At 63.7% G+C, this 22,409-nt stretch carries 26 protein-coding genes and 1 riboswitch; of the genes, 20 read left to right on the forward strand and 6 right to left on the reverse strand.

Features of this window, described 5'->3' with window-relative positions:
• Positions 1–140: 140 nt before the first annotated feature.
• The 3 genes from hda to OH705_RS14330 all read left to right on the forward strand — a co-directional run bounded on the left by hda (position 141) and on the right by OH705_RS14330 (position 2,285).
• Entirely contained in the window at positions 141–845 is a 705-nt protein-coding gene (gene hda, locus OH705_RS14320) for a DnaA regulatory inactivator Hda (RefSeq protein WP_031314897.1), read from the forward strand.
• Between the two features lie 125 nt (positions 846–970).
• On the forward strand, positions 971–1,606 hold the full coding sequence (locus OH705_RS14325) for a C40 family peptidase (protein WP_031314898.1): 636 nt from the start codon (positions 971–973) through the stop codon (positions 1,604–1,606).
• Positions 1,607–1,751: 145 nt separating this feature from the next.
• On the forward strand, positions 1,752–2,285 hold the full coding sequence (locus OH705_RS14330; protein WP_023630052.1) for a C40 family peptidase: 534 nt from the start codon (positions 1,752–1,754) through the stop codon (positions 2,283–2,285).
• Between the two features lie 63 nt (positions 2,286–2,348).
• Here the strand turns inward: OH705_RS14330 and OH705_RS14335 are convergent, their stop codons facing one another.
• On the reverse strand, positions 2,349–2,927 hold the full coding sequence (locus OH705_RS14335) for a hypothetical protein (RefSeq protein ID WP_023630053.1): 579 nt from the start codon (positions 2,925–2,927) through the stop codon (positions 2,349–2,351).
• A 149-nt stretch (positions 2,928–3,076) separates the two neighbouring features.
• A riboswitch (cobalamin riboswitch) is annotated at positions 3,077–3,295 on the forward strand.
• 111 nt (positions 3,296–3,406) lie between these two features.
• Here OH705_RS14335 and cobO point away from each other — a divergent pair.
• The 15 genes from cobO to OH705_RS14410 all read left to right on the forward strand — a co-directional run bounded on the left by cobO (position 3,407) and on the right by OH705_RS14410 (position 15,734).
• Positions 3,407–4,018: a cob(I)yrinic acid a,c-diamide adenosyltransferase gene (gene cobO, locus OH705_RS14340; RefSeq protein ID WP_046854540.1), complete on the forward strand. Its 612-nt coding sequence runs from the start codon at positions 3,407–3,409 to the stop codon at positions 4,016–4,018.
• Entirely contained in the window at positions 4,015–5,310 is a 1,296-nt protein-coding gene (locus OH705_RS14345; RefSeq protein ID WP_267302400.1) for a cobyrinate a,c-diamide synthase, read from the forward strand. The genes cobO and OH705_RS14345 overlap by 4 nt, the downstream gene beginning before the upstream one ends.
• Positions 5,307–5,957 (forward strand): 5,6-dimethylbenzimidazole synthase, encoded by a 651-nt coding sequence (gene bluB / locus OH705_RS14350; protein WP_094011810.1) that lies wholly within the window; start codon positions 5,307–5,309, stop codon positions 5,955–5,957. Before OH705_RS14345 ends, bluB begins: the two co-directional genes overlap by 4 nt.
• Positions 5,954–6,862, forward strand: coding sequence for an adenosylcobinamide-phosphate synthase CbiB (gene cbiB / locus OH705_RS14355; protein WP_094011811.1), 909 nt, complete (start codon positions 5,954–5,956; stop codon positions 6,860–6,862). Before bluB ends, cbiB begins: the two co-directional genes overlap by 4 nt.
• Positions 6,855–7,847, forward strand: coding sequence for a threonine-phosphate decarboxylase CobD (cobD, locus tag OH705_RS14360; RefSeq protein WP_094011812.1), 993 nt, complete (start codon positions 6,855–6,857; stop codon positions 7,845–7,847). Before cbiB ends, cobD begins: the two co-directional genes overlap by 8 nt.
• Positions 7,844–9,298, forward strand: a complete 1,455-nt coding sequence (locus tag OH705_RS14365; protein ID WP_094011813.1) for a cobyric acid synthase — start codon at positions 7,844–7,846, stop codon at positions 9,296–9,298. The genes cobD and OH705_RS14365 overlap by 4 nt, the downstream gene beginning before the upstream one ends.
• A gap of 1 nt (position 9,299) precedes the next feature.
• Positions 9,300–9,821: a bifunctional adenosylcobinamide kinase/adenosylcobinamide-phosphate guanylyltransferase gene (cobU, locus tag OH705_RS14370; protein WP_267302401.1), complete on the forward strand. Its 522-nt coding sequence runs from the start codon at positions 9,300–9,302 to the stop codon at positions 9,819–9,821.
• Positions 9,818–10,873: a nicotinate-nucleotide--dimethylbenzimidazole phosphoribosyltransferase gene (gene cobT / locus OH705_RS14375; protein ID WP_094011815.1), complete on the forward strand. Its 1,056-nt coding sequence runs from the start codon at positions 9,818–9,820 to the stop codon at positions 10,871–10,873. The genes cobU and cobT overlap by 4 nt, the downstream gene beginning before the upstream one ends.
• On the forward strand, positions 10,870–11,439 hold the full coding sequence (cobC, locus tag OH705_RS14380) for an alpha-ribazole phosphatase family protein (protein ID WP_267302403.1): 570 nt from the start codon (positions 10,870–10,872) through the stop codon (positions 11,437–11,439). The genes cobT and cobC overlap by 4 nt, the downstream gene beginning before the upstream one ends.
• A 1-nt stretch (position 11,440) precedes the next feature.
• The gene (locus OH705_RS14385) at positions 11,441–12,172 is read left to right on the forward strand and encodes an adenosylcobinamide-GDP ribazoletransferase (RefSeq protein WP_038706612.1); all 732 of its coding nucleotides are present in this window, start codon (positions 11,441–11,443) and stop codon (positions 12,170–12,172) included.
• Between the two features lie 179 nt (positions 12,173–12,351).
• Positions 12,352–12,756 carry a MarR family winged helix-turn-helix transcriptional regulator gene (locus OH705_RS14390; protein WP_023632908.1) on the forward strand — a complete coding sequence of 135 codons (405 nt, stop codon included), beginning with the start codon at positions 12,352–12,354 and terminating at the stop codon, positions 12,754–12,756.
• A 64-nt stretch (positions 12,757–12,820) separates the two neighbouring features.
• Positions 12,821–14,023, forward strand: coding sequence for an MFS transporter (locus OH705_RS14395; protein WP_267302404.1), 1,203 nt, complete (start codon positions 12,821–12,823; stop codon positions 14,021–14,023).
• On the forward strand, positions 14,020–14,142 hold the full coding sequence (locus tag OH705_RS14400) for a hypothetical protein (RefSeq protein ID WP_256586229.1): 123 nt from the start codon (positions 14,020–14,022) through the stop codon (positions 14,140–14,142). Before OH705_RS14395 ends, OH705_RS14400 begins: the two co-directional genes overlap by 4 nt.
• Positions 14,143–14,188: 46 nt before the next feature.
• Positions 14,189–14,749, forward strand: coding sequence for a glutathione peroxidase (locus OH705_RS14405; RefSeq protein WP_267302405.1), 561 nt, complete (start codon positions 14,189–14,191; stop codon positions 14,747–14,749).
• 106 nt (positions 14,750–14,855) lie between these two features.
• Positions 14,856–15,734, forward strand: a complete 879-nt coding sequence (locus tag OH705_RS14410) for an RHS repeat-associated core domain-containing protein (RefSeq protein ID WP_267302406.1) — start codon at positions 14,856–14,858, stop codon at positions 15,732–15,734.
• A 143-nt stretch (positions 15,735–15,877) separates the two neighbouring features.
• Here the strand turns inward: OH705_RS14410 and OH705_RS14415 are convergent, their stop codons facing one another.
• Entirely contained in the window at positions 15,878–16,138 is a 261-nt protein-coding gene (locus tag OH705_RS14415; RefSeq protein ID WP_267302407.1) for a DUF2798 domain-containing protein, read from the reverse strand.
• 116 nt (positions 16,139–16,254) lie between these two features.
• Here OH705_RS14415 and OH705_RS14420 point away from each other — a divergent pair, with 116 nt between their 5' ends.
• Positions 16,255–17,184 (forward strand): LysR family transcriptional regulator, encoded by a 930-nt coding sequence (locus tag OH705_RS14420; protein WP_267302408.1) that lies wholly within the window; start codon positions 16,255–16,257, stop codon positions 17,182–17,184.
• A 259-nt stretch (positions 17,185–17,443) separates the two neighbouring features.
• Here the strand turns inward: OH705_RS14420 and OH705_RS14425 are convergent, their stop codons facing one another.
• From OH705_RS14425 to OH705_RS14440, 4 genes are all read right to left on the reverse strand, one after another.
• Positions 17,444–18,469 (reverse strand): IS110 family transposase, encoded by a 1,026-nt coding sequence (locus OH705_RS14425; protein WP_267302409.1) that lies wholly within the window; start codon positions 18,467–18,469, stop codon positions 17,444–17,446.
• A 112-nt stretch (positions 18,470–18,581) separates the two neighbouring features.
• On the reverse strand, positions 18,582–19,859 hold the full coding sequence (locus OH705_RS14430; protein WP_267302410.1) for an OmpP1/FadL family transporter: 1,278 nt from the start codon (positions 19,857–19,859) through the stop codon (positions 18,582–18,584).
• Between the two features lie 144 nt (positions 19,860–20,003).
• A complete protein-coding gene (locus tag OH705_RS14435) occupies positions 20,004–20,486 on the reverse strand; it encodes a hypothetical protein (protein WP_094011820.1) in 483 nt (160 codons plus the stop codon).
• 244 nt (positions 20,487–20,730) lie between these two features.
• Positions 20,731–20,955 carry a hypothetical protein gene (locus tag OH705_RS14440; RefSeq protein WP_267302411.1) on the reverse strand — a complete coding sequence of 75 codons (225 nt, stop codon included), beginning with the start codon at positions 20,953–20,955 and terminating at the stop codon, positions 20,731–20,733.
• A gap of 937 nt (positions 20,956–21,892) precedes the next feature.
• On the opposite strand from OH705_RS14440, the gene OH705_RS14445 reads away from it, so the two are divergent.
• Entirely contained in the window at positions 21,893–22,312 is a 420-nt protein-coding gene (locus OH705_RS14445; RefSeq protein WP_038707589.1) for a tetratricopeptide repeat protein, read from the forward strand.
• The last annotated feature ends 97 nt before the right edge of the window (positions 22,313–22,409 follow it).

Here is a 22,409-nt window from a genome sequence, read left to right on the forward strand (position 1 = left end):
CAGCGGGCTTGCTCCGCAACGCAACTGCTTGATTTTACTTGTGCTATTCCCCTGCCGGATTGTGCCGCCCGCGTTGCGGGTATAGACTTTGCACACTGTTCATCAAAGGCCCCCTGTGGTCCCCGCGACCGCCCGCGAGCATGAAACCGATCCAGTTGCCCCTGGGTGTGCGTCTGCGCGACGACGCCACCTTCATCAACTACTACCCCGGCGCCAATGCCGCGGCACTGGGCTATGTCGAGCGGCTCTGCGAAGCCGACGCCGGCTGGACCGAAAGCCTCATCTACCTGTGGGGCAAGCAGGGCGTGGGCCGTACCCACCTGTTGCAGGCCGCCACCCACCGCTTCCAGCAACTCGGCGAGCCCGCCGTGTACCTGCCCCTGGCGCAATTGCTCGAGCGTGGCGTCGAACTGCTCGACCATCTCGAGCAATACGAGCTGGTATGCATCGATGACCTGCACGTGATCGCGGGCAAGGCCGACTGGGAAGAGGCCATGTTCCACCTGTTCAATCGCCTGCGCGACAGTGGCCGGCGCCTGCTGCTGGCAGCCTCCAGCTCGCCGCGGGAGTTGCCGATCAAGCTGGCCGACCTCAAGTCGCGGCTGACCCTGGCGCTGATCTTCCAGATGCGCGGGATGTCCGACGAGGACAAGCTGCGCGCCCTGCAACTGCGCGCCTCGCGCCGCGGCCTGCACCTGACCGACGAAGTCGGCCACTTCATCCTCACCCGTGGCACGCGCAGCATGAGCGCGCTGTTCGACCTGCTCGAGCGCCTCGATCAGGCCTCCTTGCAGGCCCAGCGCAAGCTGACCATTCCGTTCCTCAAGGAAACCCTCGGCTGGTAGCGCTGAAAACACGGTGCCAGAGCGTCGAATCAGAAAAGTCACATGTTTTTCGATAAAATTTGCAAATGGGTCCGATAGAAGGCATAGTTTCCCCCTTCTAAAGGACTACAGACACGGTCGTGCCCATGCTGAAGCGCTTCGCACCCCTCGTGCCACTTGCACTTGTCACCCTTCTTTACGGCTGTGCCTCCACCGGTCCGGTCGCACCTTCGCAGGATCAACGCATGGCCACCGAGCAATCGGTCAAGGCCAAGGCCTCTGCCTCTTCCGTATTCACCGAGGAAGAGCTGGCCAGCGAAGATGACCTCGAGGCATTTTCCAGCAACAGCAAGCCGTACCAGTTGCCCGTATTGGCCGACAGCATTCTCGAACGCGGCATGGCCCTGATCGGTACTCGCTACCGCTTCGGTGGCACCTCCGAGAAGTCCGGCTTCGACTGCAGCGGTTTCATCGGCTACCTGTTCCGCGAAGAGGCCGGCATGAACCTGCCGCGTTCGACCCGCGAGATGATCAACGTCGACGCACCGAAAGTCGCCCGCAACAAACTCAAGCCCGGCGACCTGCTGTTCTTCAGCACCAACGGTCGTGGTCGGGTCAGCCACGCTGGCATCTACCTGGGTGACAACCAGTTCATCCATTCCAGCAGCCGCCGCAGCGGTGGCGTGCGCATCGACAGCCTTGGCGATCGCTACTGGAGCAAGACCTTCATCGAGGCCAAGCGCGCGCTCGCCATGGCGCCGACCACGATCTCGCGCAATTGAATTGATATCAAAATGCTGTACCCTGCCACGGCGGCGTAGCTAAAAAGCTCGCCGCCGTGCGCATTTACAGAAAGCGTCTAATCTAAATTCTCAACTCTTTTTACCTTCGGCCATGGCCGGGGCTTCCCGACAGGACGTTTACATCATGGCGATGTTGGCGCGCTTCGCATTCCTCTCCCTCGTGGCCCTGCTCGCGGCCTGTTCCAGTCGTGCTCCCGCTCCGGCGACAATGCCCACGGCGCCGGTGGTGTTCAATTCGTCGCCGTCTTCGCCCGCGGCGGATGATGTGCTGTTTCGTGCCATCGGGCTGGTGGGCACGCCCTATCGCTGGGGCGGCAACACTCCAGACTCTGGTTTTGATTGCAGTGGCCTGATCGGCTACGTATATCGTGATGCCGCGGGTATCAGCCTGCCACGCACCACCCGCGACATGATCGTCATGCGTGCGCCGAACGTGGATATCAATGCGCTGCAGTCCGGCGATCTGGTGTTCTTTGCCACCAGTGGCGGCTCGCATGTCAGCCACGCCGGGATCTACGTGGGTGAGGGGCGTTTCGTCCATGCGCCCTCCACGGGGGGCACCGTGCGTCTGGACTACCTGTCGAACAGCTACTGGGCCAAGGCCTATCTTCAGGCCAAACGGGTGCTACCCCCTGAACATCTGGCGCAGAATCCCTGACTGCTGTTCGCTAGATAAGGACGCGGACAGCGTCTGGTTGTTCATTGGCCTGTGCCAGGGGCATCAAGCTTGCTTGAGCAGTAATGCCACGCCGGGATAGTACTGGCCCAATTCGTTGTGCAGTTTGCGGTAGCCATAGGGGAAGTACCAGGCGATCGCGCAAGCAGTGTGTTTCTGCAGGTCATCGACCAGGTCCTGGAGTTCCTCGGGGCTGGCATGCTGGCCGGCCTTCCACGGAGTGACGAACAGCGCCCCGGCCTTGAATTGGCTGGCGTAGGCGATCGTCTTGGCGTGGTTGGCGGTTTCCTGCAAGGCCGGGCCCATGTCGAGACGGGCCATGCGCGGCCAACGTTGGCTGGTGTGCAGGTGGATCGACTCTTCGGCGCTGTTGATACTCAGGTCGCCGCGGGCCTCACGCTCGCCTTCGTCACGCTGTTTCTTGCTCGTGTACTGCTGCAGCGCCGTCAGCTCGGCCTGCCAGGCGGCCGCTGCGAGCAGTCCGGTGTTGGCGGCGGCGCCATGCCAATAGGGGGCTTCGTTGTCGCCCTGGAACTGGTTGAAGCGGTCGATGCAGTCGACCCAGCGTTCCAGGGCCGGGCGCAGGAATTCCAGGCGCGGGTTATTGATGATCAGGCCTTGCATGCTGCGCTCCTTGTCATTGTGATTGAGGCCAGCCGAAATGGTGGCTAAGTGATATCACTGCTTTGAGTGTGGCACAAGCTGGCGGATCGGCCATTGACCCAGGCCAGAACGGTCTTCGTTCGATTGACGCTCCCGGTGCAACCCTCTAACCTTCGCGGCGTGTTTCAGGTGCCCGGCGAACTGCGGTTCGGCAGGGTGAAACTGGGAAGCCGGTGAGCGTCAGCAGGCGCGAGTCCGGCGCTGCCCCCGCAACGGTAGGTGAGTAAAAGACGGCGCATGGCCACTGGGTAAAGGTATCCGGGAAGGCGCGTCGTCCGGGCATGTCCCGCTCGCGAGCCCGGAGACCGGCCTGTCACTGCCAACGGCATCACGGAGGGTGATGTGCGGTGCGATGTGGCCTGGGGCCACGGCCCCTGCGCGTTCTCCGTCTGCCCGCCTTTTCCCTGTCGCCAACCGGCGACAGCCTGCGGAGACCCCTGATGAGCGAATCCACCGAACGCGACGAACGTCACCTGGCGCGCATGCTGCGCAAGAAGGCGATCATCGACGAGCGCATCGCCAATTCCCCCAACGAGTGCGGCCTGCTGCTGGTACTGACCGGCAATGGCAAGGGCAAGAGCAGTTCGGCCTTCGGCATGCTCGCCCGCGCCCTGGGCCATGGCATGCAATGCGGTGTGGTGCAGTTCATCAAGGGCCGCAACAGCACCGGCGAAGAGCTGTTCTTCCGCCGCTTCCCCGAGCAAGTGCGCTATCACGTGATGGGCGAGGGCTTCACTTGGGAGACCCAGGACCGCCAGCGCGACATCGCGGCCGCCGAAGCGGCCTGGGCGGTATCGCGCCAGTTGCTGCAGGATCCGTCGATCCAGTTCGTGGTGCTCGATGAGCTGAACATCGCCCTCAAGCATGGCTACCTCGACCTCGACCAGGTGCTGTCGGACATCCAGGCCCGCCCACCGATGCAGCATGTGATCGTCACCGGCCGTGCGGCCAAGCCCGAAATGATCGAACTGGCCGATACCGTCACCGAGATGGGCATGCTCAAGCACGCCTTCCAGGCCGGTATCCGCGCACAAAAGGGCGTCGAGCTGTGAGTGACTCGCGCCAATGCCCCGCCGTACTGATCGCGGCCCCGGCCTCGGGCCAGGGCAAGACCACGGTCACCGCTGCCCTGGCCCGCCTGCACCGCAACCTCGGGCGCAAGGTGCGGGTGTTCAAGTGCGGGCCTGACTTTCTCGACCCGATGATCCTCGAGCGTGCCAGTGGCGCGCCGGTCTACCAGCTGGACCTGTGGATGATCGGTGCCGAGGAGAGTCGTCGCCTACTGTGGGAAGCGGCGGGGGAAGCCGACCTGATCCTGATCGAAGGCGTGATGGGGCTGTTCGACGGCACGCCGTCGAGCGCCGACCTGGCCCGCCATTTTGGCGTGCCGGTGCTGGCGGTGATCGATGGCACGGCCATGGCCCAGACCTTCGGCGCCCTGGCCCTGGGCCTGGCACGTTACCAGCCCGACCTGCCGTTCGCCGGGGTGCTGGCCAACCGGGTTGGCAGCCTGCGCCATGCGCAGTTGCTCGAAGGCAGCCTCACCGAAGGCCTGCGCTGGTACGGCGGGTTGTCCCGCGAGCGTGGCATCGAGCTGCCCAGCCGCCACCTCGGCCTGGTCCAGGCCAGTGAACTGAACGACCTGGATGCGCGCCTGGATGCCGCCGCCGAAGCGCTGGGTGCCAGCTGCGATGCCGCATTGCCGCCACCGGTCGGTTTTGCCCGACCTGAGCTGCTGGGCGTGACCACGCCGCTTGCCGGGGTGCGCATCGGGGTGGCCCACGACGAAGCCTTCGCCTTCACCTATGGGGCCAACCTGGATCTGCTGCGCAGCCTCGGCGCGCAGCTCGAATTCTTCTCGCCGTTGCATGATCGTGAGTTGCCTGATGTAGACAGCCTGTACCTGCCAGGCGGCTACCCGGAGCTGCACCATCAGGCCCTGGCCGCCAACTCACCGATGCTGGAGGCGATCCGAGGCCACCACGCCGAGGGCAAGCCGTTGCTGGCCGAATGTGGCGGCATGCTCTACCTGCTCGACGCACTGACCGATGTGGCCGGTGTGCGTGCGCCGTTGGCAGGCCTGCTGCCGGGCGAGGCGACCATGCAGAAGCGCCTGGCGGCCCTGGCCCTGCAGGCCGTCGAGTTGCCCGAAGGCACCCTGCGCGGCCACACCTATCACCATTCGCTGACCAGCACCGAGCTGCAACCGATAGCCCGGGGCCTGAGCCCCAACGGCGGCCGCGGCAACGAGGCGGTCTACCGCCTGGGGCGGCTGACCGCTTCCTACGTGCACTTCTATTTTCCGTCCAACCCCGACGCGGCGGCGGCGCTGTTGCGACCATGAGCGAACACGCGTACAGCGCCGTTGAACGCGCGGCTATCTACCGGGCCATCGGTGAGCGCCGCGACATGCGCCATTTCGCCGGCGGCGAGGTGGCGCCCGAGTTGCTCGGGCGTCTGCTGGCCGCGGCTCACCAAGCCCCCAGCGTGGGCCTGATGCAGCCCTGGCGCTTCATTCGTATCAGCCAGCGCGGTTTGCGCGAACGTATCCAGGCTTTGGTGGAGGAAGAGCGGGTGCGCACCGCCGAAGCCCTGGGCGAACGCTCCGATGAGTTCATGAAGCTCAAGGTCGAAGGCATCAACGACTGCGCCGAGGTGCTGGTGGCAGCGCTGATGGACAAGCGCGAGGCGCATGTCTTCGGCCGTCGCACCCTGCCGGAGATGGACCTGGCTTCGCTGGCCTGCGCCATCCAGAACCTGTGGCTGGCGGCGCGGGCCGAAGGGCTGGGCATGGGCTGGGTGTCGCTGTTCGAGCCCCGGGCCCTGGCCGAGCTGCTGGGCATGCCCGCGGGCGCCAAGCCCATGGCGGTGCTGTGCCTGGGGCCGGTGACCGAATTCTACCCGGCGCCGATGCTGGTGCTGGAAGACTGGGCCGAGCAACGGCCGTTGAGTGACATGCTGTACGAGAACCAGTGGGGGGAATGTCCATGAGCGTGGCCTTGCTGACCGTGGCCGGCGTGGCCCTGGACGCACTGCTGGGTGAGCCGCGGCGGCGCCATCCCCTGGTCGGTTTCGGCAACCTTGCCGCGCGCCTGGAGCAGCGTTTCAACGCCGGTGGCCGGGGCTGGCGCAGCCACGGTGTCACGGCCTGGTTCCTGGCGGTGGTGCCGCTGACCTTGCTGGCGCTGATCCTTTCCTGGCTGCCTGTTATCGGCTGGCTGGTGGATGTGCTGGCGCTGTATTGCGCCCTGGGCCTGCGCAGCCTGGGCGAGCATGTGCTGCCGGTGGCCCAGGCGTTGCGCCAGGGCGACCTGGAGGAGGCGCGGCGGCGCGTCGGTTACCTGGTCAGCCGCGAAACCCGCGAGCTGGACGAGCCTGCCGTGGCCCGGGCGGCCACTGAGTCGGTGCTGGAGAACGGCAGCGATGCGGTATTCGCCGCGCTGTTCTGGTTCGTCGTGGCCGGGGCGCCGGGGGTGGTGCTGTATCGCCTGAGCAATACCCTGGATGCCATGTGGGGCTATCGCAACGAACGTTTCGAGCGCTTCGGCTGGTGCGCGGCACGCATCGACGATGGGCTGAACTATATTCCCGCCAGGCTGGTGGCGCTGACCTATGCGCTGCTGGGCAAGACCCGCCTGGCCCTGGCCTGCTGGCGCAAGCAGGCGCCGCTGTGGGACAGCCCCAACGCCGGCCCGGTGATGGCGGCGGGGGCCGGAGCCCTGGGCGTGGAGCTGGGCGGCCCGGCGGTGTACCACGGCGAGTTGCACGAACGCCCGCGCCTGGGCGAGGGGCCGATGGCCGACGCCGACGCCATCGAGCGTGGCTGGAACCTGGTACAGCGCGGCGTCTGGCTGTGGGTGCTATTGATCTGCGTGGGAGCCTACCTGAATGCTTGAGCACGGTGGCCGTCTGCTACGGGCGGTGAAACAGTACGCGATCCCTCGGCACCAGTGGCTCGACCTGTCCAGTGGTATCGCGCCCTGGCCCTACCCGATACCGCCGATTCCCGTGGACGCCTGGGCTCGACTGCCCGAGACCGAGGACGGCCTGGAGGCGGCTGCACGGCGCTACTATGGCGCGCAGCCGCTGCTGGCGGTGGCCGGCTCGCAGGCGGCGATCCAGGCTTTGCCGTACCTGCGTTCGACCGCTCGGGTCGGGGTGCTGACGCCATGCTATGCCGAACATCCGCATGCCTGGGCGCGGGCGGGGCATGCGCTGGTCGAGCTGGATGAGGCCCAGGTCGAGGACGTACTCGACAGCCTGGATGTCCTGGTGCTGGTCAATCCCAACAACCCCACCGGTCGCCGTGTGCCCCGCGAACGCCTGCTGGCCTGGCATGCGCGTCTGGCTGCGCGGGGTGGCTGGTTGCTGGTGGACGAAGCCTTCATGGACAACACGCCGGCACACAGCGTGGTCGATCAGGCCGGACAACCCGGGCTGATCGTACTGCGCTCGTTCGGCAAGTTCTTCGGTCTGGCCGGCGTGCGGCTGGGCTTCGTCGTCGCCGAGGCGGATGTGTTGCGGCAACTGGCCGAGGCGCTCGGGCCCTGGACCGTCAGTGGCCCGACCCGCGTGCTGGGGCAGGCGTGCTTCGCCGACGAGGCGACGCACCTGGCGCAGATTGCCCGTTGCGCCCAGGCCAGCCAGCGTCTGGCCATGACGCTCGAAGGCGCTGGCCTGCCACCCAGTGGCGGTTGCGACCTGTTCCAGTACGTGCGTGACGAACGTGCCGCGCACCTGCATGACTATCTCGCTCGCCGGGGCATCCTGGTGCGGCTGTTCGAGCGGCCATCGGCGCTGCGTTTCGGCCTGCCCGCCACGGCGGCGGACGAACAACGTCTGGCCCAGGCTTTGGCGGACTACCACAAGGAATCGGCATGACCACCCTCATGGTGCAAGGCACCACCTCCGATGCCGGCAAGAGCACGCTGGTCACCGCCCTGTGCCGCTGGCTGCTGCGCCAGGGCATCGCCGTGGTGCCGTTCAAGCCACAGAACATGGCGCTCAACAGCGCCGTGACCGCCGACGGCGGCGAGATCGGTCGCGCCCAGGCGGTGCAGGCCCAGGCCTGCCGGCTGGCGCCGCACACCGATATGAACCCGGTGCTGCTCAAGCCCAACAGCGACACCGGCGCCCAGGTGATCGTCCATGGCCGGGCGGTGACCAGCATGAACGCCGTGGCCTATCACGACTACAAGACCATCGCCATGCGGGCGGTGTTGGCCTCCCACGAGCGCCTGAGCGAAGCCTATCCGGTGGTGATGGTCGAGGGCGCGGGCTCTCCGGCGGAGATCAACCTGCGGGCCGGCGATATCGCCAACATGGGCTTCGCCGAGGCCGTCGACTGCCCGGTGATCCTGGTGGCCGATATCAACCGGGGCGGCGTGTTCGCCCATCTGGTCGGCACCCTGGAGCTGCTGTCGGCGAGCGAGCAGGCGCGGGTCAAGGGCTTCGTCATCAACCGTTTCCGTGGCGACATCGCCTTGCTGCAGTCTGGCCTGGACTGGCTGGAGCAGCGTACCGGCAAGCCGGTGCTGGGCGTGCTGCCCTACGTCACCGACCTGCACCTGGAGGCCGAGGATGGTATCGATACGCGCCAGGGCGAAAAGAGTGAGCGCCTGCTGAAGGTGATCGTCCCGGTGTTGCCGCGCATCAGCAACCACACCGACTTCGATCCGCTGCGCCTGCACCCTCAGGTGGACCTGCAGTTCATCGGCCCGGGCCAGCCGATCCCGCCTGCCGACCTGATCATCCTGCCTGGCTCCAAGAGCGTGCGCGGCGACCTGGCGCAACTGCGCGAGCGCGGCTGGGACGCGGCCATCGCCCGGCACCTGCGTTATGGCGGCAAGCTCATCGGCATCTGCGGCGGCCTGCAGATGCTCGGCGAGCAGGTGCATGATCCCCTGGGCCTGGAAGGACCGGCCGGCTCCAGTGATGGTCTGGGCCTGCTGGCGTACAGCACCGTGCTGGAAGCCGAGAAGCAGTTGCGTAACGTGACGGGCACGCTCGATCTCGAGCAGGCCCCGGTGGCGGGGTATGAGATCCATGCCGGCGTCACCAGCGGGCTTGCGCTGGAGCGCCCCGCAGTGCAGTTGGCCGACGGCCGTGCCGATGGCGCCATCAGCGCCGACGGGCAGATCCTCGCCACCTACCTGCATGGCCTGTTCGAGGGTAGCCAGTCGTGCGCCGCGCTGCTGCGCTGGGCTGGGCTGGCCGACGCGCAGACCATCGACTACGAGGCCCTGCGCGAGCGCGATATCGAGCGCCTGGCCGATCTGGTCGAGCAGCACCTGGACACCGCGCGCCTGCGCGAACTGTGTGGAGTCGCCTGAAATGCACAGCCTGATCCTCGGCGGCGCCCGTTCGGGCAAGAGCCGCCTGGCCGAACAACTGGCCGAAGCCAGCGACCTGCCGGTGACCTATATCGCCACCAGTCAGCCGCTGGACGGCGAGATGAATGAACGCGTGCGCTTGCACCGCGAACGGCGTCCGGCCCATTGGGGGCTGGTGGAGGAGCCCGTGGCGCTGGCCGCCGTGCTGCACGCCGAAGCCGACGAAGGGCGCTGCTTGCTGGTGGACTGCCTGACCTTGTGGCTGACCAACCTGCTGATGCTCGAGGATGAACAGCGCCTGGCGCAGGAGCGCGACGCGCTGCTCGCCAGCCTGGCGCAACTGCCGGGCACGATCATCCTGGTCAGTAACGAAACCGGCCTGGGCGTGGTGCCCATGGGCGAACTGACCCGCCGTTATGTCGACCTGGCAGGCACGTTGCACCAGGCCGTGGCCGAACGCTGCCAGCGCGTGGTGCTGACCGTCGCCGGCCTCCCTCTCATGCTCAAAGGACCCGCCTTATGACCCCGATGTGGTGGCGTGACGCCTGCCAACCCCTTGACAGCGCCGCCATGGACCAGGCCCGCGCCCGTCAGCAACAGTTGACCAAGCCGGCCGGCTCCCTCGGCCAGCTCGAAGGCCTGGCGGTTCGCCTGGCTGGCTTGCAGGGGCGCGAGCGTCCCAGTCTGGAGCGGGTCGCCATCACCATCTTCGCCGGCGACCATGGCGTGGTGGAGGAGGGCATCTCCGCCTATCCGCAAGCAGTGACCGGGCAGATGCTGCGCAACTTCGTCGGCGGTGGCGCGGCGATCAGCGTGCTGGCGCGCGAGCTGGGCGCCGAACTGCAGGTGGTGGACCTCGGCACCATCGACGCGGACCTGCAACTGCCTGGCGTGCATCACTTGCGCCTGGGGGCCGGAACCGCCAATTTCGCCCGCCAGCCCGCGATGACCGAGGGGCAACTGGCGGCGGCATTGCAGGCTGGTCGCGACAGCGCCTTGCGCGCCATCGACAAGGGCGCCCAACTGTTCATCGGCGGCGAAATGGGCATCGGCAATACCACTGCCGCGGCGGCCCTGGCCAGCACCCTGCTGGGCTGCGCGGCACATGAGCTCAGTGGCCCTGGCACTGGCCTGGACAGCGCAGGTGTGCGCCACAAGGCCGAAGTGATCGAGCGCGCCCTGGTATTGCACGGTTTGCGCGCCGACCAACCGCTGCAGGCATTGGCCTGTGTCGGCGGCTTTGAAATCGCCGCGCTGGCAGGTGCGTACCTGGCCTGCGCCCAGCATGGCGTGGCGCTGCTGGTCGACGGCTTCATCTGCAGTGTCGCCGCCCTGGTGGCGGTGCGCCTCAACCCGCAATGCCGTCCGTGGCTGCTGTTTGCCCACCAGGGCGCCGAGCCAGGCCACAAGGCCCTGCTGGCGGCGCTGGAGGCCGAGCCGCTGCTGGCCCTGGGGCTGCGCCTGGGCGAGGGCAGTGGAGCGGCGCTGGCGGTGCCGCTGATGCGCCTGGCCTGCGCCCTGCACGGGCAGATGGCGACCTTTGCCGAGGCCGCGGTGGCGGATCGTCCGGCATGATCCTCGAGCTACTGCGCCATGGTGAGACCGAGCTCGGCGGCGGCCTGCGCGGCAGCCTCGACGATGCCCTTACCGAAAACGGCTGGGCGCAGATGCGTCAGGCCACCGTCGCTGCCGGCCCCTGGGATGTGCTGGTGAGCTCGCCGTTGCAGCGTTGCGCGGCGTTTGCCGGAGAGCTGGGGGCCCGGATCAACCTGCCGGTGCAGCGCGAGGCCGGTGTGCGCGAGCTGCATTTCGGCGACTGGGAAGGGCAGAGCGCCGCCCAGATCATGCAGGCCGACGCCGATGCCCTGGGACTGTTCTGGAGGGATCCTTATGCGTTCACCCCGCCTGCGGGCGAGCCAGTGCTGGTCTTTGCCGAACGGGTGCTGGCCACGCTCAAGCGCCTGCACCGCGAGCATGCCGGCAAACGGGTGCTGGTGGTGACCCATGGTGGGGTGATGCGCTTGCTGCTGGCGCGTGCACGCGGCCTGCCACGTGAGCAACTGTTGCAGGTCGAGGTCGGCCATGGGGCGCTGGTACGCCTGGCCGTAGCACAAGACGGTCAGTTGCACGAGGTGCGCTGAGATGCTGCCGTTCTGGATTGCCCTGCAGTTTCTCAGCAGCCTGCCGGTGCGCCTGTCGGGTATGCCGACGCCACAGGAAATGGGGCGTTCGCTGCTGTTCTATCCCGTGGTGGGGCTGCTGTTCGGCTTGCTGCTGTGGCTGGCCAGCCAGCTGCTGGATGGCGTGGCGGCCCCTCTGCACGCGGCCTTGCTCCTGGCGCTGTGGGTGTTGCTCAGTGGCGCGCTGCACCTGGATGGCCTGGCCGACAGCGCCGATGCCTGGCTGGGTGGCTTCGGCGACCGCGAGCGCACCTTGCAGATCATGAAGGATCCGCGCAGCGGGCCGATCGCCGTGGTCACCCTGGTACTGGTGCTGTTGCTCAAGTTCTGTGCCCTGTGGGTACTGGTCGAGCGGGGGGCTGGCGGCCTGCTGGTGCTGGCACCGGTGGTCGGGCGCGCGGCGATGCTGGGGTTGTTCCTCGGTACGCCCTATGTGCGCCCCGGTGGGCTCGGGTCGGCACTGGCCGAGCATCTGCCGCGGCATGGCGCTATCTGGGTGTTGCTGGCCACTGTGGCACTCTGCGTGGTCATGGGCGGCTGGCCGGTGCTGGGGGTAATGCTGCTGGCACTGCTGGTGTTCGCCTGGCTGCGACGGTTGATGTGCAAGCGGTTGGGTGGGGCCACCGGGGATACCGCCGGGGCACTGCTCGAATTGCTGGAACTGGTGGTGGTGCTTGGCCTGGCGTTGCAATAGGCCGCCGGCCGGGTGATCTGGTCGAGTATGCCGATCTTGTACGGATGAAAAAGTGGCGGGCCCGCGGGCGGTTCGGGTCGCATGACCTGCCTGCACTCAAAGCCCGTCGACACCTGCTGCCTGGCCTCACTTCCTGAAATGTCTTGCAACGTTGTGGATGCGGGTATATACACGTATCCATGCTGACCAGTGAATGCATCTGCACCCATCTACGTCGTGCCGCCCGTGGGGTGAGCCGGCATTACGACGAGGCCCTTGTCGGCTTCGGCATCAATGTCGCCCAGTTTTCCCTGCTGCGTCATGTCCAGCGCCTCGACCGCCCCAGCATCACTTGCCTGGCCGAGGCCATGGGCCTGGAGCGCAGCACCTTGGGTCGCAACCTCAAGGTGCTCCAGGCCGAGGGCTTGGTGCGGCTGGCCGACGGAGAAGACCAGCGCAACCGTGTGGTGCTGTTGAGTGAGGCGGGCAGGGCATGCCTGGATGCCGCCTACCCGGCCTGGCAGCAGGCCCAGGCGCAACTGGTGAAGCGGCTGGGTGAGGGGCAGCGTGATGAGTTGGTGCGCTTGTTGGAGCAACTTGCCTGATATTCGACGATTAAAAGCGGGTATATACCCGCATCAACCTTGCGATGGGCTGGAGACAACGACAATGACTTCCCTTTGGCGGAGCAGCGGTTGGGTACTTCTGGGGGCGGCGCTTATCCTCGCGCTGTCGCTGGGGGTGCGGCATGGTTTCGGTCTGTTCCTGGCGCCGATGAGCGCCGATTTCGGCTGGGGTCGCGAGGTATTCGCCTTCGCCATCGCCCTGCAGAACCTGATCTGGGGCCTGGCCCAGCCGTTCACCGGGGCCTTGGCCGACCGCCTGGGCGCGGCCAAGGTGGTGATCATCGGCGGCATTCTCTACGCAGTCGGCCTGGCGATGATGGCCTTTGCCGATTCGGCCTGGTCGCTGTCGCTCAGCGCCGGCCTGCTGATCGGCATCGGCCTGTCCGGCACTTCGTTCTCAGTGATCCTCGGCGTGGTCGGCCGCGCCGTGCCGGCGGAGAAGCGCAGCATGGCGATGGGCATCGCCAGCGCCGCCGGCTCTTTCGGCCAGTTCGCCATGCTTCCCGGCACCCTGGGCCTGATTCAGTGGCTGGGCTGGTCGACAGCCTTGCTGGTACTGGGCCTGCTGGTGGCCTTGATCGTGCCGTTCGTGGGCATGCTGCGCGACCGCCCGCTGCGCAGCCATGGCGCCGAGCAGACCCTCGGCCAGGCATTGCGTGAAGCGTGCGCGCATTCTGGTTTCTGGTTGCTGGCGCTGGGCTTCTTCGTCTGTGGTTTCCAGGTGGTGTTCATCGGCGTGCACCTGCCGGCCTACCTGGTCGACCAGCACCTGCCGGCGACTACCGGCACCACCGTGCTGGCGCTGGTCGGCCTGTTCAACATCGTCGGCACCTACACCGCGGGCTGGTTGGGTGGGCGCATGTCCAAGCCGCGCCTGCTGACCGGTCTGTACCTGCTGCGCGCCGTGGTCATCGTGCTCTTCCTCTGGGCGCCGGTGACCCAGTTCAGCGCCTACCTGTTCGGTATCGCCATGGGCCTGCTGTGGCTGTCCACGGTACCGCTGACCAATGGCACCGTGGCCACGCTGTTCGGCGTGCGCAACCTGTCGATGCTCGGCGGCATCGTGTTCCTGTTCCACCAGCTGGGCGCCTTCCTCGGCGGCTGGCTGGGTGGCGTGGTGTATGACCAGACCGGCAGCTACGACCTGGTATGGCAGATCTCGATCCTACTCAGCCTGCTGGCCGCGGCGCTGAACTGGCCGGTGCGCGAACGCCCGGTCGCCCGCCTGCAGGCCCAGGCGGCATGAACCGCCTGTTGGGGCACGGCCTGCTGGTGGTTGCCGCAGTGCTGGTATTGGCGCTGGTGTGGTGGGGCTGGCACAAGGGTGGCCTGGCACTGATGCAGTTGGGCATGAGCCTGTGTTAAGCGCTAACCTGCACATTCAAGGAATCATGTGCAGGAGACCGATATCATGCATGCGCGCTGGCTGACCCTACCCCTGCTGGCCCTGGCCGCCGCCACTTCGAGCTGGGCGGCGGACTGCCCGGCGCTGCTTCAGGGCAGCCTGCCCGAGCTGCGCGGCAAGGAGCAGATCGACCTGTGCCAGCGTTTTGCCGGCAAGCCGCTGGTGGTGATCAACACCGCCAGCTATTGCGGCTTCGCTCCGCAGTTCGAGGGGCTCGAGGCGACCTACAAGGATTACCGCGAGCAGGGCCTGGAAATGCTCGGCGTGCCGTCCAACGACTTCAAGCAGGAAGACGCCGACAGCGAGAAGACCGCCAAGGTCTGTTACGCCAACTATGGCGTGACCTTCACCATGACCAAGACCCAGGCTGTTCGTGGCAAGGATGCGATCCCGATGTTTGTCGAGCTGGCCCGGCAGAGCAGTGCGCCGAAGTGGAACTTCTACAAGTATGTGGTGGATCGCAAGGGCAAGGTGATCGGTAACTTCTCCAGCCTGACCAAGCCGGATGATCCGGCGTTCAAGGCGGCGATCGACAAGGCGATTGGTTCGCAGCCGCTGAGTCCATAGGTCCAGCGTGGGGCGAAAGGTGGGCTGACCTGATATTTTTGCCAGTTACCTCCAGCGCTCAAGTGATGCACGCTTGCTGAAACATCACACTTTCGTGGAGAGCATCATGGCGATGCAGAATCTAACACTATGCGACCAGCAACATTCAGTTCTGGCGTCGGCAGGTGCTGCTCGAAGCTACCCGCCTTATGGTGCATTGGCAGCAGCCACTGTTCCACGGCTGGCATATTGTGGTCAGGCGCGTGAAGCATCGACGGGTTTTTATCACCTGGGTAATGGGTATCGAATATACGACCCTTGCTTGATGCGTTTCTTATCTCCCGATGCGTTGAGCCCGTTCGCAAAGGGAGGTATCAATGCGTATGCCTATTGTAGTGGTGATCCGATCAACTATCAGGACCGCAGTGGTAAGGCGAAAATTTCCAATGGCTGGGTGCCAAGTAATGGATCAATTCGAAGTCAGCTTTTTTCTGGCGCTACCAGCTTTGATATGAATAGTTCGACCCAAATCTACGATTCTAGTAGTAGCAGCGACAGGGTGCTCTCAAATAATCAAATCTTTGGTGCTGTTTCATCTGCTGCTCTCGATGGTACGCTTCTAATTAAAAACGGCGGCGCCTTGGTTAATATGTTGCGTGCTAAATTTGGTGGCGGCCAAGATGGCACGAGCCCGCCATCATGGAAGCAAATCGCGGTAACGGCTGCCGCTACGGCCGCCAACGCAGGAAGTCTGCTTTTCACCGCAGCGGGTGTAACAAGCAACACAGAAACCCTAATCATCCATTCGGATTCTCCCCCTGCGAACGATGTGACGCTCGCAACCGTCAGCACCGACGCTATGATGAAAGGCTTATCAAAGGTGCTAAGCGTGGCGGCCCATGTTCAAGGGGGAGACTACCAATTGGGTATGTTTAAGTCGGATAGTAAAGCATCAGGTCCCGACGCAGTGCCTTTAAAGAGAATGGATCTCAGAGAGCAGGTCTGATTATAGAAGTGACCCACCCAGCGCCACCTGCCGTTTTATCAAGTTGTCGAGGCCGGCAATTTGGCCACGGCACCTGTGCCCGGCCGCTCTGGCCTGTGCGTGGTCTGGATTATTTGTCGATAGGGCCCGGCGAGCAGCAATGATCATTGGCAATGCACGGTCAGCGCAACCATGCGCATCACCACTGGCCGCACCATCAGAACGCATACGAACGCCACCGGCATTGCCAAACGGTAGGCTTTAAGTACATTTCCGAGATAGTCGGCATCGACGCCGGCATTGGCAGCTGTGATCACGAAGCACATCAGCAAGGCCATGATTGCGGACATGTAAAAGGCGAAGACATAGGGGGTTGCACGCCGGTGCAATTTACGTCGACTGCGTGAGATAGACAGTTCGGTCATGGAGCCTCCTGTTCGTTTGCTGGGAGGCGCAGATTAGCAACGGGTGTGCGGGATGTTGTAGATCCTGACTGGTGAGTTCTTTATAAAGAGAACCTTACGAATCACACGAGCCAGCCATGGACCTGCTTAACGCCATTCGCAGTTTTATCAAGGTCGTCGAAGCAGGCAGCATCGCTGGCGGCGCCCGCAATCTCGGAGTGAGCCCTGCCGCTGTAAGCCAGAACCTTGCGCGACTGGAATCACACCTGCAGGTACGGCTGTTGACCCGTACTACCCGCAACATGGCCCTGACACCGCCTGGCAGCTTGTACTACGAGCGTGTGCGGCATATCGAGCGCGAGCTTGCCCAGGCCGAGCAGGCAGTTACCACGCCGGACAGCGAGCCCCAGGGGCGATTGTGCATCGCCTCGACCTCAGCCTTCGGTCGGCATGTACTGGCGCCGTTGATCCCGGCATTCAGCGCCCGCTACCCGCTGCTTTCGATAGAGTTGGTGATGGCTGACCGCAAGGTCAATCACGCCCTGGAAGATGTGGATGTCAGCCTGCGCATCACCCCGCAGTTGGAAGACCACCTGCTGGCCCGGCATATCGCCCGTATTCCATTTGTCTGCTGCGCCTCGCCTGGCTACCTGACCAGCGCTGGTCGGCCCACCACCCCGGAAAACCTGCAAGACCACAGTTGCCTGGTGTTCCGCTACCCGGTGGATGGGCGCTTGCTGCCCTGGGGCTTCATGCGTGACGGGCTGCGTTTCGAAGCCCGGTTCGGCAAGGTGTTGATCAGTGACGATATCGATGCGCTGACCCAGATGGCCCTGAATGACGGCGGCATTACCCGCCTGGCGGAGTTCGTCGTGCGCCCGCACCTGGATACCGGCCGGCTGGTGCCGTTGTTCGAAAACAATGGCGGTAGCCACGTTTATGCCCGGACTGAACCGATGGATGTCTATCTGTGCTTGGCCGACCGCTTTGCGCTGACGACCAAGGTGCGTGTGTTCATGGAATACCTGCAACAGTGCCTGGGCGAACAATGGCCCGTACAGGCATGAAAATCTATGGTCACCCCATTTTTTGCAATACTGATTAACGGATGAAATGGATGGCTTGCTTAAATCTATCCGGCGTCAAATTGGGGTAAGCCCCGCGCCACGATGAGAGTCGCGCCTGACGATCCTTAAAAACCGCTCGGCTTCGAGAGCCGATTTTTATGTCAGGATCCTCGCCAGGCCGGTAGACCGTTTATTTCATCTATTGCTCAGCTATCGCAAAACCTGAAAGGTGAATCGTGGTACAGCAACAACCACAGGGTCAGGCGTTCAAGGCGCCTGGCCCTGTTTCGTATTGGGTGTGATGAGCAGAAATCGCCCAAGCTATGCGGGCGAATTTATTGGCCAGCGCACAGGCGACCACGTTTGAGTGTCGGCGCGTCATAAGCGCTCGCACCCAGTCCGCCAGAGCCCCCTTCTGCCGCGCCAGGTTCTGCATGTAGACCCTGGCGCATTGCACCAAAAGGCGTCGCAGATTCTTGTCGCCTCGCTTGCTGATCCCTAGCAAGTTAGCTTTGCCGCCTGTGCTGTACTGCCTGGGCACCAAGCCTAGAGAAGCAGCAAAATCGCGACTGCAGCCGTATTGCTGACCATCACCCATTTCCACAGCCAGCAGGCTGGCGGTGATCGGCCCGACACAGGGCATGCTCAATAAACGACGCCCTAGATCATCGTCGGCCAGCTGGCCAACCAGCTCTTTATCCAGTGCCTTGACCTGCTCGTCCAGATAGGCGAAATGGTCGTGCAGACGTTGCAGCAGCATTATCAGCCGAGCAGACAGCTCGTGCTCCGCGAGAACAGCAGACAAACGCTTCATGACCGCTAGGCCCTGGGGCAAGCTGATGTCGAACTCAAGCAAGAACCCATGCATTTGGTTGACGGCCTTAGTGCGGTCACGGATCAGTGACTCGCGTAGGCGATGTAACACAGAAAGAGTCTGCTGAGCTTCGGTCTTGGGCGAAACGAAACGCATCGAAGGGCGCGAAGCGGCTTCGCAGATAGCTTGCGCATCGACGAAATCGTTTTTGTTGCCTTTGACAAAGGGCTTAACGAACTGAGGAGAAATCAGCCTCGCCTGATGCCCCAGGGCGGTCAGCTCACGAGCGACGAAATGTGCGCCGGCGCATGCTTCCATCACCACGGTGCACGCTGGCAGGTTGGCGAAAAACCGCATCATTTGCTGTCGTGAGAGCTTCTTGCGAAACAGCTCCCGGCCGGGCTTATCCTGGCCGTGCAGATGAAAGGTATGTTTGCCGAGGTCGATACCGACCAGTGCCAAATCGCTCATGATGATGGCCTCCGGAATGAAAAACCCTGCGAAAGCGTAGCCCTCGCAGGGTGTCGGGGTGACCATCTCATTAACCGCCACGAGGGCGGTTTCTTCATGCAGCGGGTGACACTCAGAAGCGGTAGGTCAGCGAAGCACCAATGCCGTGGGCACTGTTTTCGTACTTGGCCTGGTAGCTGCCTTTGAGGCCGGCTTCGGTCGGGCTGTGCGGCTGGTTGTTGACCTTGGTGTCCTCTTCCCACAGGTAGGAGTAGGCCACGTCGATGGTCATGTCGTCGGACGGGCTCCAACCGGCACCGATGCTGAAGATCTTGCGATCGCCAGTGGGGATGCGCGGCGAACGGTTGGTGTTGTTGGTCGGCGACTGGTCAACCGAGAAACCGGTCCGCAGGACCCATTCCTTGTTGACCTTGTACGAGGCACCAATGGCGTGAGCCCAGGTGTCGTGCCAGTTCTGCTCTTCGTTGATGGTCGCGAACTGCCCGGCAGGGCCTGCCGGCACTTCGTTGTTGACCGTGATGTTCTCCAGGCGGCTCCAACGGGTCCAGGTGCTGCCTGCGTACAAGGTCCACTGGTCGTCAAGCTCGTGGGTGACCGAGAAGTCCACCGACTCGGGAGTCTTGATCTTCAGGGTGGCATCGAACTTGTTGCCGTCCAGGCCAAGCAGCGGGTAGCTGACCTTGGTCTTGCCTTCGAGCTTGTAGTCGACCATCGAGTGGTAGGTCAGGCCGACGCGGGTGCGGTCGGTGGCCTGGACCAGGATACCGATGTTGTAGCCAACCGCGGTGTCGTCGCCCTTGATCTTCACTTCGCCATCGGCCGGACGCAACGGCGAGATGCTGGCCAGGTTCGAGCCCAGTTCACCCTCGATGCGGTTGATGGTCGGGCCGAAACCGATCGAGACCTTGTCGTTGAACGCATAGCTCACGGTCGGCTGGAAGGTCACGACCTGAACATGGCTTTTCTTGCCCCAGTAGCGCGCGGCATCGTCGCTGCCGTAGTCGGTGACCAGGCCGAATGGCACGTAGACGCCGAAACCGACGCTCCAGTGATCATCGATGGACTTGACGTAGTAACCCATCGGCACGCCGACCAGAGGCACCATGTCGCCGTCCATTTCCCCCCCTTTGTTGCTGCCGCGTCCGGAAATATCGGATTTGGCGATGACCGCGGCACCACCGACGGTCATTTGATCGCGCTTCAGGCGGGACATGCCCGCCGGGTTGCCATACACGGTGCTGGCATCTTCGGCAGAAGAAGAACGACCCGCAAAACCTGTCCCCATGCCGCTGATGCTCTGTTCGTTCAGGGCAAAGCCGCTGGCGAGCAATTGGCTGGAAGCGAGGGCAATGGCAACGCCGAGAGAGGTTTTGAGCATAACTTTTTTCATTATTAGAAACTCCTTGGGATCTCCGGGGCGAAACGCTACCAACAAATGCCGCGCTGCGCTATAGGCTAGAACGCAGGAGATAGAGCGGTTTTGTAGGACAATCCGACCAAAATTCCGTTTATTCCGGTTGTAGGACGTGGCTGTTCAGGAGGCGTGGGTAAGCATCGGCTCGATGCACTGGTGCCAGGCGTGGGTGAAATCCCGCAGGCGCCCCTGGGGGTGGAAGGTCTGCCGCCAGATCCGCGCCAGGCCCAGTAAATCGTCGGCGGCTGGAAGCGGCGTGGCCTGCTCTTCTATGAGCATCCAGGCGATGGCGGTGGCGTAGCGCAGGTTGACGGTGAGTTCGAGGTGGGGGCCACCGAGAAAGGCGTGCTGACTGGCCAGACCGCGGACCAGGCTGGCCAGTTCGGGGTCGCGGGCCAGGTATTCGTCCCACAAACAACTGTGACGATTCTCACCGATCCGGTAAAGCCCATGGCCGCGTCGGTCATGCAGGGCAGCGCCCAGCCCCGACTGGCTTGCGGCAACGCCCAGTAACAAAGCTTCTGCGCTGTCGCAGTGGCGGCCCAGGTAGATCAGGGTCGGTCGGATCACGTATCGACTCAACTCGTTCGCAGCGATGCCCATGATGGCCTCTTACGAAAAGGGCCGACGGGCGCTGGAGCTTGGCAGCTGGTGAGTGGTCAGGCCCGCCGGAAGCGGCAGGTGCCGCTCGAGTTGAAGTGTAGTGTGATAACTGTGGTGTAAAGGGCTGTTTTTAAATCGATTGCGGCCAGAAGGCGTGGAGCATATGCCCGCTGGCGATTAAGCCAATTACCTTCAGGCTGGCGCGTGCAGGGTGTATTCATGGGCTGAATCACCTGCCATTCATTCATGCGGTCAACGATTGGCGCGCACGCTCGATCACGGCCTGCAGCGGCTCGGCCCGGTTGTATTGGTCCGGATAGAGACGCTCGCTGTGGCAAGCCACACCGTATTCGTCGACCAGGGTGAAGCTGAAGCTGCCCTTGCGTGGGGCAACGATAAGGCACTTGAGTGGAGCGAAGGCCTGGGAAAGGGTGCCAAAGGCAGCCTGGATTTGTTGATGGTTATTCATATTGTTGGATGTTCCTGCATAAGACACGGTATGTGATCCGTGCACAATAGAAACGTTCCAGTGACGTCTTTATTAAGGAGACGCAGAACCTGACTGGAACAGGGCAGCCAGAGGGGCGCATGCAATAAGTGGCGCTGGGCTGACTGGTAGGTACGACAGAAGGCAGGCAGCACACCGACACCAGGGTTCTGGGCGCCGGGGAAGATCCTGATCAATCTGAAAACGTGATTCGTGCTGGGCAGGGTCTGCCGAGTGAATCATCGAATGGGCCGGTCCCGATGGGGCAGCGCCTGCTCGTCTTGAGCGCCGGGCTGTAGGGACTAAGTGGCCAGAATGACTTCAGCTGGGTACTAACAGGGCGCAACCCTACGCGAACATACAAGGGTTGGCAAGCTTTATTTTATTGCGGGGAGCCGACCATTATGTCGCCTATTGCACCTGCTGTGAAGAGGGGTAAATGCCCCGGCAATCGCCTGGATGTGCCGTTTTCGGGCGCAGTCGTGCCGTTTGATGGTGCACTTGTACACACTCGCCCGGAGACTTGTAACGCACTTGCAACATCCTGTGGAAGGCTCGCCAATGACTTGACTGCGGGCTTAAGTCAATGAAAAAAAACACTAATTTTTGCTGGTGAAAAAATCGTCAGTTTGACTGAAAGCCCCATTTCACAGGGGTTTGCGGGCTGCCTTCAGGGGTTGTCCACCGACTTATCCACAGGTTCTGTGGATTGTCCCGGGCGCTTGCTCTAGGACGGGCGTGCCAGCTGTTTCATCGATTGTCCGACAATTGGTGGCGCGGTCTGGCATGGGCATTTTCACCGTGAAAACGTCAAGAAAAAATCATCGAAAAAAATGTCGATCAGCCGAAAGTCGCCCGGGCCAGTTTGCAAAAAATCGAGTAGAGTGGCGCGCCTCTCGAGTCACCCTTGCTGTTGGTCATGAAGCTTCGCGGTAAACACTTCGCCAGTCCTGATGCCTCTCCAGCGCTGCCGTCCCCCAAGCGCTTTTCCCTGAAAGTGGCCCTGTGGCTGCTCGACAGCCCGCGCCTGGGCGATAAGCCCAGCGTCAAGCACCTGGCCGGGCGCATGCTCAAGCAACCGGCGCGCCAGGGCGTGGTGGTGGCGCAAAGCCGCCTGGGGCAGATGCTTTGCCGGGATTGCGGCAATGCCCGCGACCGGCGTATCGGTCATGAGCTGTTGCGTCAGGCGGCCCGTGCCGGTGACCGTCGGGCACAGCTGGAGTTTGGCCGGTTGTGCCAGGCCCAGGAGCCTGAACAGGCCCGTTACTGGTTGGAGCTGGCGGCGGGGCAGGGTTCGCAGGAGGCGCGGCGGCTGTTGCGTCAGTGGTTCCCCGCCTGAACAGGCGAGGGCTTGCCCGCGACAGGGCTGCACAGGCAACCGCGCCAGCAGCCTGATAAGCTGCGCAGCATCAATCAGTGTTCGATCGGGGTAGGCA

Source organism: Pseudomonas sp. BJa3, assembly GCF_026343815.1.
GTDB classification, from domain to species: Bacteria; Pseudomonadota; Gammaproteobacteria; order Pseudomonadales; family Pseudomonadaceae; genus Aquipseudomonas; species Aquipseudomonas soli.